The organism is Streptomyces sp. NPDC036815 (assembly GCF_055609205.1).
The window spans coordinates 951,276-963,578 of the sequence record NZ_JBVJPW010000001.1 but is presented as its reverse complement, the minus strand read 5'-3'; the positions used below and the strand labels follow the sequence as shown (position 1 = coordinate 963,578).

The window sequence follows — 12,303 nt, the reverse complement described above, 5'->3', positions numbered from 1 at the left end:
ACCATGGACAGCAGTGCAGGCAGCAGCCGCCGTGAGGCCACTCGGCAGAAGCTCTACGAGGCCGCGGTCACCCTTATCGCGGAACAGGGTTTCTCGGCCACGACGGTCGACGAGATCGCGGAGCGGGCGGGGGTCGCGAAGGGGACCGTCTACTACAACTTCGCGAGCAAGTCGGTCCTCTTCGAAGAGCTGCTGCGGCACGGCGTCGGCCTGCTCACCGCCTCCCTGAAGGCGGCGGCCGACGAGGTGGACGGCGCGGGCGGCAGCAAGGTCGACGCCCTCGACGCGATGATCAGGGCCGGCCTGGTCTTCATCAACCGCTATCCGGCCTTCACCCAGCTCTACGTCGCCGAGCTGTGGCGGACCAACCGGGCCTGGCAGTCCACGCTGCTCGTGGTCAGGCAACAGGCCGTCGCGGTGGTCGAGGACGTGCTGCGGGCCGGGGTCGGCAACGGCGAGCTCAGCGAGGAGATCGACATCCCGCTGACGGCAGCCGCGCTCGTCGGCATGGTCCTCGTGGCCGCGCTGGACTGGCAGGCCTTCCAGCCGGAACGCTCGCTCGACGACGTGCACGCGGCGCTTTCGCGGCTGCTGCAGGGCCGGGTGAGCGGCACACGCGCGTAGCCACCGCCGAGCGCGCGTACGAACGGCGCCGGTCCGGTGCCCCCCTGTCCCTGGGCGGCACCGGACCGGCGCCTTCTCGTGTCCCCCCGCACCCCCCGTGCGGTCGTCCCCCGAGTCGCCCCCGCACCTCGCTCCCGCCGGGTGGCGGGAGGAGCGGTCGAGGGCGCGGCACCGTTCCGCCGCCCCGTGTCGGCGGTACCGGTCCCGCGCCCCTCTCCGTGCTCCACACTCTTCCGTCTTCGCAGGTGGCGGCCCATCCGTGCGCGTACTCATCTCACTCACTAGGTACGGATACTCAGGCGCGCGTGCTCAACCCCGGGCCTGGCCGTCCCGGACTGGTTACGATCACGTCCGTGTCCGTACTCCCCCTGGTGTTCACCAGCGGCTGGGCGAGCGGGATCAACGCGTACGCCGTTGTCCTGCTGCTCGGCATCTTCGGGGCGACCGGCGTCAGCGACGAGGTCCCCGAGGCGCTCCAGCGGCCCGACGTCCTGATCGCGGCCGGTGTGCTCTTCCTGTGCGAGGCCGTCGCCGACAAGATCCCGTACGTCGACTCGGTCTGGGACACGGTGCACACCGTGATCCGCCCGGTGTCCGGCGCCGTGGTGGGGGCGCTCCTCGCCGGGCAGAGCGGGTCCCTCTCCGATCTGGCCGCCGGCGCGGTGGGCGGGTCGACCGCGCTGGCCAGCCATGCGGTGAAGGCTGGCACGCGGATGGCGGTCAACACCTCGCCCGAGCCGTTCAGCAACCTCGTGATGAGCACCGCCGAGGACCTCGGGGTCGGCGGCATCATCAGCTTCGCGATGTTCTACCCGGAGGCCGCCGCGGTCATCGCCGCCGTACTCCTGCTGCTCGGCCTGTTCCTGCTGTTCTTCCTCGTCTCGCGCATCCGGCGGTTCCTGCGGCGCAGGGCGCAGCGGCGCGAGGAGAAGCGGCTGGCGGGGCGTACGGGGACTCCCCCGCCGTGACGGTCGGTGGCTGCCGATAAGGTCCCTGGCATGGCACGGATTGTGGTGATCGGCGCCGGCATAGGCGCGATGACGGCGGCCGCCCGGCTGGCCGTGGCGGGCCACCGGGTGGTGGTGTACGAACGCGGTGGGACGTACGGCGGCGCGCTCGGCAGTGTCGAGCGGGACGGCTTCGCCTTCGACACCGGACCTACGCTGCTCCAGCTCCCCGCGGTCTACCGCGACCTCTTCATCAAGACGGGCAAGGAGCCCCTGGAGAAGTGCGTCGAGCTGTCCCAGGTGGAGCCCGCCGTGCGCCATGTCTTCGCGGACGGCACCACGGCCGACCTGCCGAACGTGTCCCGCGCGGGCGTGGGCGAAGCGCTGGACGCGGCCCTCGGCGACGGCGCGGGCGCCCGCTGGGCGGCGTTCATGAACCGGGCCAGGGAAGCCTGGGACCGCACGCGCCGCCCCCTCCTCGAAGAGCCCCTGTGGCCGAACTGGGAGGTGCTGGCCGCGCGCGAGCCGTATCCCTCGGTGCCCCGCAAGCGCCTGCTGCGCAAGGAGCGCCGCGCGGCCACCCTCGCCGAGGTCGGTGAGCTCGAACTGGGCGGCGACCCGCGCCTGATCGCGCTCCTTGAGCAGTTCGCGCTCGCGCACGGCCTGGATCCCCGCACGACCCCGGCGAGCGCGGCCGTCCTGCCGTATCTGGAGCAGACGTTCGGCGTCTGGTCGGTGCGGGGCGGCATGCGGGCGCTGGCCCGGGCGGTGTACGAGCGGTGTCTCGCGCGGCGGGTCGAGTTCGTGTTCGGCGCGGCGGTGACGCGAATCGTCGAGAAGGACGGCCGGGCCGCGGGCGTGGAGCTCGCGGACGGCACCACCGAGGACGCCGACTTCGTCGTCGCCGGCATCGCGCCCGCCGCTCTGGACGGCCTACTTCCCGGTGCGGGCGTCCGCGCGTCGGGAGATCCCGTGAGCCCCGCCATGCCGAGCCGGCTGACGGTCCTGCTCGCGCTGCGCGGCCCGCGGCCCGCGGACGCCCCGCACCGGACGGTGGTGCACGCGGCGGACCGCGCGCAGGAGCTGGACGGGCTGTTCGGTGACACGTTCGCCCCGGCGGCGCACCCCACGGTCACGGTGACCCGGCCGGACGACCCGGCGGCGGTGCCGGACGAGGAGCACGAGGCGGTCACCCTGACCGTCACGGTGCCCGCGTGCCGCGACGCGTCCGACGGGGCCGCCCGCGAGGCGTTCGACGCCTGCGCCGAGCGCGTGCTCGACCGTGCCGTGCGGGCCGTCCCCGACCTGCGCGAGCGCCTCCTGTGGCACGAGGTCCGCACCCCGGCCGACATCGCCGAGGCCACCGGCGCCGAGGGCGGCGCGGTCCCGGCACCGGCGCTCGCCGCGGCCGGCGGCTCACTCCTGCACCCGGCCAACAGCACCGCCCTGCCGGGGCTCTTCGCCGTCGGCGGCTGGTCGCATCCCGGCGGGGGCCTGCCCCACGCGGGCATGTCGGGCACGCTGGCCGCGGGCCTGATCGTGGAGGGGCCGGAGTTCCGCGGCTCTCGGTGAGCGCCGCGGTTCAGTACCGGTACTGCTGCTCGTTGTAGCCCGAGCCGTCGTGCCCCCCGGCGTTCCCGTCCTGGTGGTACGGGTAGGGCTGCTCCTGCGGGAGTTCACCGCCGTAGGGCTCGTCGGTGGTGCGCTGGTGCGGCACCCAGACTCCGCCGGGCGGGGTGTCGTGGTACGCCTCGCCGAGGCCGCCGCTGTAGGTGTCGCCGCCGTACGGGGCGTACTGCTGCTGGTCGCCGTAGTTCTCGTAGCCCTGCGTGCCGTAGGTCTGCGTGCCGATGTACGGGTCGGAGTAGGCGGCGTACTGCTGCCGGCCCGTCTCGGCGTACCCGTAGCCCTGCTGGTCGTAGCCGGTGAAGGCCGCGGCGTCGTAGCCGTGGGCGTCGCCCGGCCGGGCCTCGTCCGGGGCCGGCGGGGTGTACGCCGCGTCGCTGTACACGCCGTACTGACCGGTGTCGTCGGGCATCGGCTCGGGGGCGTAGACCCCACCGTCCCCGGGGACCTCGGGGCCGTGCTCGGGCGGCGCCGGGACCTGCTCGTACTCCAGGTCGGAGACCTGCAGCGTCGGCTCCTGCGCGGCGGCGCCGCGCGAGGGCTTCCTGCGGCGCCTGCTCAGGCCCGGCCGGCCGCCGAGCGCCCAGCCGGTGGAGAATCCGCGGCGGAACGACAGCGTCACGTACGTCTGACCCGTGGCGAAGGCGATGGCGCCGATCCCGATGATCCACACCGAGGGGATCACCACGCCGATGACGACCCCGAGGAAACCCCCGAAGGCCAGCAGGCGCCAGCGCAGCCTCGCCTTGTACTGGAGCAGCACCTCGCCCAGCAGCCACAGCGCGACGCATCCGAACGCGATGTAGAGGACCGTCCAGCCCATGTACGCCCCTCTCCCCTCGGCCGCGGCCCAGGGGGGTACGACCGTTCAGGCCTGCTCGTGCAGACCCAGATTCTCGTAGATTTCCAGCGTCGCCGTGGAGTTGTTGAGCGTGATGAAGTGCAGTCCCGGCACGCCCTCGGCCAGCAACCGCCGACAGAACTCCGTCGCGAACTCGATGCCAATGGAGCGTACAGCGGCGGCATCGTCTTTGACCGAGAGCATCCGCTCTTTCAGCTCGGCCGGGAACACGGCGTTGCTGAGCTCGGGCAGCCGGTGGAGCTGGCGGACGTTGGTGACGGGCATCATCTCAGGGATGATCGGGGTGTCGCACCCGGCCGCCTCGACGCGGTCGCGCAGCCGCAGGTACTCCTCGGGGTCGAAGAACATCTGCGTGATCGCGTAGTCCGCGCCGGCCCGGCACTTGTCGATGAAGTACCGGGTGTCGGAGTCCCAGTCGGGCGAGCGCGGGTGCATCGCGGGGAAGGCCGCGACGCCGACGCAGAAGTCCCCGGACCCCTTGATCAGTTCGACCAGTTCGGCGGCGTACGTGAGGCCCTCGGGGTGCGCGATCCACTCGCCGAGCGGGTCGCCCGGCGGGTCACCGCGGACGGCCAGCATGTTCCTGATGCCCGCGTCCGCGTACTGACCGATGATGTTGCGCAGCTCGGCCACGGAGTGGTCGACCGCGGTCAGGTGCGCGACGGGCGTCAGGGTGGTGTCGGCGACGATCTGCTGGGTCTCCTTGACCGTGCCGGTGCGCGTCGAGCCGCCCGCACCGTAGGTCACGGAGACGAAGTCCGGGGCGACCGCCTCGACCCGCCGCAGCGCGTTCCAGAGGTTCCGCTCACCCTTCGGGGTCTTGGGGGCGGAGAACTCGAACGAAAACATCGTCTTACCGGTCGCGAGCATGTCGCGCACCGTGCGCGCACGGTCAGTCCTGGTCGAAGCTGTGCCTAGGGCCATATGGGCAGGTTAGCCAGGCCACGGCGGTCCCCCAACCAGAGCCGGGAGATTTGGCCGGTTTGCCGGGTTGTTGTCCACGGATCGGACACTCCCGGGCTGTTGCTCAGACAGCCGTACGCAGCCGCTTCGCGAAGTCGGCCGCGGCGGCCCCGGGGTCGTCCGCCTCGGTGATCGCCCGTACGACGACGACGCGGCGCGCGCCCGCCTCGATGACCTCGTCCAGATTGCCCGCGTCGATGCCGCCGATGGCGAACCAGGGGCGGTCCGTGCCGAGCGAGGCCGTGTAACGGACCAGGTCAAGGCCCGGGGCGTGGCGGCCCGGCTTGGTGGGCGTGGGCCAGCACGGGCCCGTGCAGAAGTAGTCCACGCCGTCCTGGACGGCGGCCGCGGCGGCCTCCGGCTCGGCGTGCGTGGAGCGCCCGATGAGGACGTCCTCGCCCAGGACGGCGCGGGCCGCGGGGACCGGCAGGTCGCCCTGGCCCAGGTGCAGCACGTCCGCGCCGATGGCGTGGGCGACGTCCGCGCGGTCATTCACCGCGAGGAGCTTGCCGTGCCGCCGCGCGGCAGCCGCGAAGACCTGGAGGTGCTCCAGCTCCTCGGCGGCCTCCAGGGCCTTGTCGCGCAGCTGCACGATGTCGACGCCGCCCGCGAGGACGGCGTCGAGGAACTCCGGGAGGTCACCCTGGCGCCTGCGGGCGTCCACGCACAGGTAGAGCCGGGCGTCCGCGAGCTGGGCGCGGTGGTCGGCGGCAGCGGCAGCCATGGAGAAGTCCCCCGTTGTCGGTGGCGTGCGGGGCGCGTGGACCACGCGCCCCGCACGCCGGACGATGTGTTCAGGCCGGACGGCCGAGTCCTGGTTGGTCGGCCGGGCACCTGCTCAGACGGCGAGCGCCTGGGCTCGGCGCTTCACCTCCGTGCCGCGATTCTCACTCAGAGCCTGCGCGGGGGTACCGGGCAGGGTCGGGTCGGGGGTGAAGAGCCACTCGATCATCTCTTCGTCGGAGAAACCGTCGTCCCTCAGGAGCGTCAGGGTCCCGGAGAGGCCCTTGACGACCTTGTCGCCGTCGATGAAGGCAGCCGGCACCTGCAGCGCGCGGTTCTCACCACGGCGTACGGCGATCAGCGTGCCCTCCTTGACCAGCTGGCGCACGCGGGTCACCTCGACATCGAACATTTCCGCGATGTCGGGGAGGTGCAGCCAGGCGGGGACGAGAGCATCGGTCTTTGCGTCAATCTCGGTCACAGGTCCAGCGTATCTCTGGCCGGGGGGCCTTGGGTGGGGGTGGGGTTTGGGGGGCTTGCTTGTGGTCTGTCGGGTGCGGGGTGGTGGGGGCTGGTGTTGCGCAGTTCCCCGCGCCCCTGGGGACGTCGGGTGCGGGGTGGTGGGGGCTGGTGTTGCGCAGTTCCCCGCGCCCCTGGGGACGTCGGGTGCGGGTCGTGGGGGCTGGTCGCGCCGTTCCCCGCGACCCTGGGGGCTTCGCCCCCCTCGCCCTGGCGGCTACAGGGATGCCTTCTTCAAGGGGATTGAGGGGTCTGACGTCAGGGCCGGGTTCAGGGGGGTGGCGGATTCGATCAGTTTGCGGCCCTGGGCCAGGTCCCGGGGGCGGCCCACCGCCAGGACCGCCACCAGGGCGCCCTCGCGGAGCCAGCAGACCGACCAGGCCATGCCCGTCGGGTCACCCCGCCAGACCAGCTGATCCGCCGCCGCGTGGTGACCCGCGTACTGGACGAAGCGGCCGAACTGCTCCGACCAGAAGTACGGCACCGGGTCGTACGCCGCCGGTGTCTCGCCGATGATGTTCGCCGCCACCGTGCGCGGGCCCTGGAGGGCGTTGTCCCAGTGGTGGACGAGGAGGCGCTCCCCGTACCTCCCCGAAGGGAAGGAGGCGCAGTCGCCGACCGCGTACACGTCGGGCGCCGACGTGCGCAGCAGGTCGTCGGTCACGACCTCCCGGTGCGCGCCGAGCTCGATGCCGGAGCCGGTCAGCCAGTCCGTCGCGGGCCGTGCCCCGATGCCGACGACGACGGCGCCCGCGGGCACCCGCGTCCCGTCCGCCAGGACCACCGCGTCCGCCTCGACGCTCGCCACGCGCGCGTGGGTGCGCAGCACCGCTCCGGAGTCCGTGTACCAGCTCGCCATGGGCGCCGCGACCTCCGCGGGCAGCGTCCCCGCGAGCGGTCGCTCCGCCGCCTCGACGACGGTGACGGCGCAGCCCGCCTCGCGCGCGGCCGTCGCGAACTCCGCGCCGATCCAGCCCGCCCCGACGACCACGACGTCGTGCTGCTCGGCGAGGACCGGGCGCAGCCGCTCCGCGTCGTCCAGGGTGCGCAGGAGGTGCACGCCGGGTACGCCCTCGGTGCCGGGCAGCCCGATCGGCTCGGCGCCGGTCGCGAGGACCAGGTCGTCGTACGCGACGGGGCCCGTCGCGGTGTCCAGCTCGTGGTCGGCGGGGCGCACCCCGGTGACCGCGCGGCCGAGGACCAGCTCGATGCCGAGCGCCTCGAAGTCGATGTCGAAGGCGGAGCCCTCCGCCTTGCCGAGCAGCACCGCCTTGGACAGCGGCGGCCTGTCGTACGGCTGGTGCGGCTCCGCGCCGACGACGGTGACCGTGCCGGTGAACCCCTGCTCGCGCAGGGCCACCGCCGTCTGCACCCCGGCCATGCCCGCGCCGACGATGACGACGCGCCGCTCCGCCTGCCGCTCTTTCCCGGTCTGCCTCTGCTGCTCGCTCACCCGATCACTGTAGGGCGGCGGGCGGGAGTGATCTCAGACGGAGACGAGGAGATCTCTGACACACCGTCACTGCCCGTACCCGGACAGCTCCCCTACTGCCACGCGGAGCGACGGGCTAGGGTGGCGGGTGCAGAGCACTCGCGGGAGCCCGGACGGACCGGGCTGAGAGGGAGGCTGGGACGGCCTCCGACCGTACGAACCTGATCCGGGTCATGCCGGCGAAGGGAGGGGCTGGACGCCCATGCATCCACGTACGACATCGCCGACGACGCCACCATCGGCCACCTCTGACGTCCTGGTCGTCGGAGGCGGCGTCATCGGCCTGGTCACGGCCTGGCGGACCGCGCAGCGCGGGCTCTCCGTGGCGGTCGTGGACCCCGAGCCGGGCGGCGGCGCCGCCCAGGTCGCGGCGGGCATGCTGGCCGCCGTCACCGAACTCCACTACGGCGAGCAGACCTTGCTCGGCATCAACCTCGAATCCGCCCGCCGCTACCCCGGCTTCGCCGCCGAGCTGACCGAGGCGAGCGGGCACGGCCTCGGTTACCGCGCGTCCGGCACGCTCGCCGTCGCACTTGACTCCGACGACCGCGCCCACCTGCGCGAGCTGCACGACCTGCAGCGCCGTTCGGGGCTCGACTCCCAGTGGCTGAGCGGCCGCGAGTGCCGCCGTCTGGAGCCGATGCTCGCGCCGGGCGTACGCGGCGGGCTGCGGGTCGACGGCGATCACCAGATCGACCCGCGCAGGCTCGCGGCGGCGCTCGTGGTGGCCTGCGAGCGGACCGGCGTGGCCTTCCACCGCGCCCGGGCCGAGCGCCTCTCGGTGGCGGGCGGCCGGGCGCGCGGCGTCGTCCTCGCGGCCGGCACCGAGCTGAGCGCGGCGCAGACCGTGCTCGCGGCGGGCAGCCTCAGCGGGCGCCTCGCGGGCGTCCCCGGCGACGTCCTGCCGCCCGTGCGCCCCGTGAAGGGTCAGGTGCTGCGGCTGACGGTGCCGAAGGCGTACGCCCCGTTCCTGAGCCGCACCGTGCGCGCCATGGTGCGGGGCAGCCACGTCTACCTCGTGCCGCGCGAGAACGGCGAGCTCGTCGTCGGCGCGACCAGCGAGGAGCTCGGCTGGGACACCACGGTCACCGCGGGCGGCGTGTACGGACTCCTGCGGGACGCGCACGAGCTCGTGCCCGGCATCACGGAGCTGCCGCTGACCGAGACCCGCGCGGGGCTGCGGCCCGGCTCGCCCGACAACGCGCCGCTGCTCGGCCCGACCCGGCTCCCCGGACTCCAGCTGGCCACCGGCCACCACCGCAACGGCGTCCTCCTGACGCCCCTCACCGGCGATGTGATGGCGCACGCCCTGACCACCGGTGAACTGCCGGACGAGGCGCGCCCGTTCACCCCGCGCCGCTTCGACGGCGCAGCCTCGGGCCCCGTCCCGCCCCGCCCGCAGTCCTTCACGGAGCAACCCGTATGAGCACGCCTTTCGCCGTTTCCGTCAATGGAGAAGCACGCGATGTGGCCTCGGGCACCACGCTCGAAGCCCTCGTGGCCACCCTCTCCACGGCGCACTCCGGTGTCGCCGCCGCCGTCAACGAAACCGTCGTCCCGCGCGCGCAGTGGTCGGTCACCGCGCTCGCCGAGGGCGACCGCGTCGAAGTACTCACCGCAGTCCAGGGAGGCTGAACCATGGCAGACGACCCCTTCGTCATCGGCGGGCTCACCCTCTCCTCGCGCCTGATCATGGGCACGGGCGGTGCGCCCAGCCTCGACGTCCTCGAGCGGTCCCTCGTCGCGTCCGGCACGGAGCTGACCACGGTCGCGATGCGCCGCCTCGACCCGGGCGTGCAGGGTTCCGTGCTCAGCGTCCTCGACCGGCTCGGCATCCGCGTCCTGCCGAACACGGCGGGCTGTTTCACCGCGGGCGAGGCCGTCCTCACCGCCCGGCTCGCGCGGGAGGCGCTCGGCACGGATCTGGTGAAGCTCGAGGTGATCGCCGACGAGCGCACCCTGCTGCCCGATCCGGTGGAGCTCCTGGACGCCGCGGAGGTCCTGGTGGACGACGGCTTCACCGTGCTGCCGTACACGAACGACGACCCGGTGCTCGCGCGGAAGCTGGAGGACGTGGGCTGCGCGGCGATCATGCCGCTCGGCTCCCCCATCGGCTCCGGTCTCGGCATCCGCAACCCGCACAACTTCCAGCTGATCGTGGAGCACGCGCGCGTGCCGGTGATCCTGGACGCGGGCGCGGGCACGGCGTCCGACGCGACGATCGCGATGGAGCTGGGCTGCGCGGGTGTGATGCTCGCCTCCGCGGTGACGCGGGCGCAGGAGCCGGTCCTGATGGCGGAGGCCATGCGGCACGGCGTCGAGGCGGGGCGCCTGGCGCACCGGGCCGGGCGGATCCCGCGCCGGCACTTCGCGGAGGCGTCCTCCCCGGCGGAGGGCATGGCCCGGCTCGATCCGGAGCGGCCCGCGTTCTAGGGCCGGCGTCGGCCCCGTCCGCGTGGGCACGGCGCGCAGCGTTACAGCTCGGCTGCAGTAGCGCCCCGAATCCGCCCGGGCGGGGAGACGTGTCCGTGGTGCCTCGTAGACTCCCCTGCGTGGACACGACCCTTCAGGACCCGCTCGTCGGGCAGCTGCTCGACGGCCGTTACCGGATCGACGGGCGCATCGCGGTCGGCGGGATGGCCACGGTCTACCGGGCCGTGGACACCCGTCTCGACCGCGTGCTCGCGCTCAAGGTGATGCACCCGGCGCTGGCGGCCGACGCCTCGTTCGTCGAGCGCTTCATCCGCGAGGCCAAGTCGGTGGCCCGCCTCTCGCACCCGAACGTGGTCGGCGTCTTCGACCAGGGCGCGGACGGGGCGTACGTGTATCTGGCGATGGAGTACATCGCGGGCTGCACCCTGCGCGACGTGCTGCGCGAGCGCGGCGCGCTGCAGCCGCGGGCGGCGCTCGACATCCTGGAGCCGGTCCTCGCCGCGCTCGGCGCCGCGCACCGCGCCGGCTTCGTGCACCGCGACATGAAGCCCGAGAACGTCCTCATAGGGGACGACGGCCGGGTGAAGGTCGCCGACTTCGGGCTCGTCCGCGCGGTGGACACGGTCACGAACACGACCGGCACCGTCCTCGGCACCGTCTCCTACCTCGCCCCCGAGCAGATCGAGCACGGCACGTCGGACACCCGCGTGGACGTGTACGCCTGCGGGGTCGTGCTCTACGAAATGCTGACCGGCGCCAAGCCGCACTCCGGTGACTCCCCCGCCCAGGTCCTCTACCAGCACCTCAACGAGGACGTGCCGCCCCCGTCGGCGGCCGTCCCCGGCCTCGCCCTCGCGCTCGACGAGGTGGTCGCCTCCGCCACCGCGCGCCATCCGGACGTGCGCCCGTACGACGCGGTGGCGCTCCTCGCGCAGCTCAGGGAGGCGCGGGCCGCCCTGACCGAGGAGCAGCTCGACGCGGTGCCGCCGCAGGCCCACACGGCGGCGCACGACAACGCCGAGGACCGTACGAGCGTGATCCCGCGCGCGGCGCGCTCCGTCCAGCTCCCGCTGCCCGCGGACGGCTCCCAGGACGGTCAGGACGCGCTGAACCGCACCAGCGTCCTCGCGACCCCGCCGCCGGGCCCGCCCGCCGCCGCCCCGCCCTCGCGCAGGCGGTTCGATCCGCGGCGCCGCATGATCGCGGTGATAGCCGCCGTCGTCCTGGTCCTGGGCCTCGGCACCGGCATCTGGTACATCAATTCCGGCCAGTTCACGAAGGTCCCGCCGCTCCTGTCGAAGACCGAGGCTCAGGCGAAGCAGCGGCTCGACGACTCCGGGCTCGATGTGAAGAACATCGAGCGCAAGTACAGCGACACGGACAAGCGCGGCACGGTCATGGCCAGCGACCCCGCGGTGGGCGAGCGCATCCGGCAGAACGGCAAGGTGACGCTGACCGTCTCGCTGGGCCCGGAGACCGTCAAGGTCCCGAACGTCAAGAACATCGCGCTGGCCACGGCGAAGAAGGAGCTCGAGAACTCCGGGCTCGCGCCGGGCATGGTCACCAAGCGCTTCAGCGAGGACGTCAAGAAGGGCGCCGTGATCAGCACGGACCCGCGGGCCGGCTTCACCCGCAAGGCGGGCTCGGCCGTCGCCCTGGTCGTCAGCAAGGGCCGTCCGGTCCAGGTCCCCGACGTGACGGGCGAGTCCGAGGCCGACGCCACCTCCGAGCTGGAGGAGGAGGGGCTCAAGGTCGAGATCGCCACGAAGCAGGTCTACTCGGACGAGGACAAGGGCGACGTCGCCGAGCAGTCGCCCGGCCAGGACAAGACGCTCGCCGAGGGCGACACGGTCACCCTGACGATCTCCAAGGGCCAGCCGATGATCGAGGTCCCGGACGTGACCGGGATGAGCGTCGACGACGCCAAGGACAAGCTGGAGGGGGCGGGCTTCGACGTGGACGAGGACCGCGGCCTCCTGGGCCTCTTCGGCGACACCGTGAAGAAGCAGTCGGTGGACGGCGGCGACAAGGCGCCGAAGAACTCGACGATCACCATCACGATCCGCTGAGCCGCACGTCCGGGGCCCGGCACGGGCTCCGGACCGCCGACGGAG

12 protein-coding genes and 1 riboswitch are annotated in these 12,303 nt (G+C 73.1%); of the genes, 7 read left to right on the top strand and 5 right to left on the bottom strand.

Annotated elements, in window-relative coordinates; translation table 11 throughout:
* Positions 1–3 precede the first annotated feature (3 nt).
* From ACZ69I_RS04280 to ACZ69I_RS04270, 3 genes are all read left to right on the top strand, one after another.
* On the top strand, positions 4–624 hold the full coding sequence (locus ACZ69I_RS04280; RefSeq protein WP_467668216.1) for a TetR/AcrR family transcriptional regulator: 621 nt from the start codon (positions 4–6) through the stop codon (positions 622–624).
* A gap of 353 nt (positions 625–977) precedes the next feature.
* On the top strand, positions 978–1,592 hold the full coding sequence (locus ACZ69I_RS04275) for a DUF4126 domain-containing protein (RefSeq protein ID WP_467668218.1): 615 nt from the start codon (positions 978–980) through the stop codon (positions 1,590–1,592).
* A 30-nt stretch (positions 1,593–1,622) separates the two neighbouring features.
* Positions 1,623–3,143, top strand: a complete 1,521-nt coding sequence (locus tag ACZ69I_RS04270) for a phytoene desaturase family protein (RefSeq protein WP_470830423.1) — start codon at positions 1,623–1,625, stop codon at positions 3,141–3,143.
* Positions 3,144–3,153: 10 nt separating this feature from the next.
* Here the strand turns inward: ACZ69I_RS04270 and ACZ69I_RS04265 are convergent, their stop codons facing one another.
* The 5 genes from ACZ69I_RS04265 to ACZ69I_RS04245 form a co-directional block, all read right to left on the bottom strand.
* Positions 3,154–4,020, bottom strand: coding sequence for a hypothetical protein (locus tag ACZ69I_RS04265; RefSeq protein WP_470830422.1), 867 nt, complete (start codon positions 4,018–4,020; stop codon positions 3,154–3,156).
* A 45-nt stretch (positions 4,021–4,065) separates the two neighbouring features.
* Positions 4,066–4,983, bottom strand: a complete 918-nt coding sequence (gene metF / locus ACZ69I_RS04260) for a methylenetetrahydrofolate reductase [NAD(P)H] (protein WP_470830421.1) — start codon at positions 4,981–4,983, stop codon at positions 4,066–4,068.
* Positions 4,984–5,086: 103 nt separating this feature from the next.
* A complete protein-coding gene (thiE, locus tag ACZ69I_RS04255; protein ID WP_467668226.1) occupies positions 5,087–5,746 on the bottom strand; it encodes a thiamine phosphate synthase in 660 nt (219 codons plus the stop codon).
* 114 nt (positions 5,747–5,860) lie between these two features.
* On the bottom strand, positions 5,861–6,226 hold the full coding sequence (locus ACZ69I_RS04250; RefSeq protein WP_467668228.1) for an Rv2175c family DNA-binding protein: 366 nt from the start codon (positions 6,224–6,226) through the stop codon (positions 5,861–5,863).
* A gap of 255 nt (positions 6,227–6,481) precedes the next feature.
* Positions 6,482–7,645, bottom strand: coding sequence for an NAD(P)/FAD-dependent oxidoreductase (locus ACZ69I_RS04245; protein WP_467670733.1), 1,164 nt, complete (start codon positions 7,643–7,645; stop codon positions 6,482–6,484).
* A 202-nt stretch (positions 7,646–7,847) separates the two neighbouring features.
* Positions 7,848–7,961: riboswitch (TPP riboswitch) on the top strand.
* On the opposite strand from ACZ69I_RS04245, the gene thiO reads away from it, so the two are divergent.
* The 4 genes from thiO to pknB all read left to right on the top strand — a co-directional run bounded on the left by thiO (position 7,959) and on the right by pknB (position 12,258).
* Positions 7,959–9,182, top strand: coding sequence for a glycine oxidase ThiO (gene thiO / locus ACZ69I_RS04240; protein WP_470830420.1), 1,224 nt, complete (start codon positions 7,959–7,961; stop codon positions 9,180–9,182). (Overlaps the previous riboswitch by 3 nt.)
* Positions 9,179–9,391, top strand: a complete 213-nt coding sequence (thiS, locus tag ACZ69I_RS04235) for a sulfur carrier protein ThiS (RefSeq protein ID WP_467668232.1) — start codon at positions 9,179–9,181, stop codon at positions 9,389–9,391. Before thiO ends, thiS begins: the two co-directional genes overlap by 4 nt.
* A 3-nt stretch (positions 9,392–9,394) precedes the next feature.
* Positions 9,395–10,189 (top strand): thiazole synthase, encoded by a 795-nt coding sequence (locus ACZ69I_RS04230; RefSeq protein WP_467668234.1) that lies wholly within the window; start codon positions 9,395–9,397, stop codon positions 10,187–10,189.
* A 119-nt stretch (positions 10,190–10,308) separates the two neighbouring features.
* On the top strand, positions 10,309–12,258 hold the full coding sequence (gene pknB / locus ACZ69I_RS04225; RefSeq protein WP_470830419.1) for a Stk1 family PASTA domain-containing Ser/Thr kinase: 1,950 nt from the start codon (positions 10,309–10,311) through the stop codon (positions 12,256–12,258).
* Positions 12,259–12,303: the final 45 nt, after the last annotated feature.

What these genes read in the sequence shown, in the direction of transcription:
- metF (WP_470830421.1), bottom strand. Translation starts at nt 4,983, where the DNA reads ATGGCCCTAGGCACAGCTTCGACCAGGACTGACCGTGCGCGCACGGTG.
- ACZ69I_RS04270 (WP_470830423.1), top strand. Translation starts at nt 1,623, where the DNA reads ATGGCACGGATTGTGGTGATCGGCGCCGGCATAGGCGCGATGACGGCG.
- thiO (WP_470830420.1), top strand. Translation starts at nt 7,959, where the DNA reads ATGCATCCACGTACGACATCGCCGACGACGCCACCATCGGCCACCTCT.
- thiE (WP_467668226.1), bottom strand. Translation starts at nt 5,746, where the DNA reads ATGGCTGCCGCTGCCGCCGACCACCGCGCCCAGCTCGCGGACGCCCGG.
- ACZ69I_RS04230 (WP_467668234.1), top strand. Translation starts at nt 9,395, where the DNA reads ATGGCAGACGACCCCTTCGTCATCGGCGGGCTCACCCTCTCCTCGCGC.
- thiS (WP_467668232.1), top strand. Translation starts at nt 9,179, where the DNA reads ATGAGCACGCCTTTCGCCGTTTCCGTCAATGGAGAAGCACGCGATGTG.
- ACZ69I_RS04280 (WP_467668216.1), top strand. Translation starts at nt 4, where the DNA reads ATGGACAGCAGTGCAGGCAGCAGCCGCCGTGAGGCCACTCGGCAGAAG.
- ACZ69I_RS04265 (WP_470830422.1), bottom strand. Translation starts at nt 4,020, where the DNA reads ATGGGCTGGACGGTCCTCTACATCGCGTTCGGATGCGTCGCGCTGTGG.
- ACZ69I_RS04245 (WP_467670733.1), bottom strand. Translation starts at nt 7,645, where the DNA reads ATGGCCGGGGTGCAGACGGCGGTGGCCCTGCGCGAGCAGGGGTTCACC.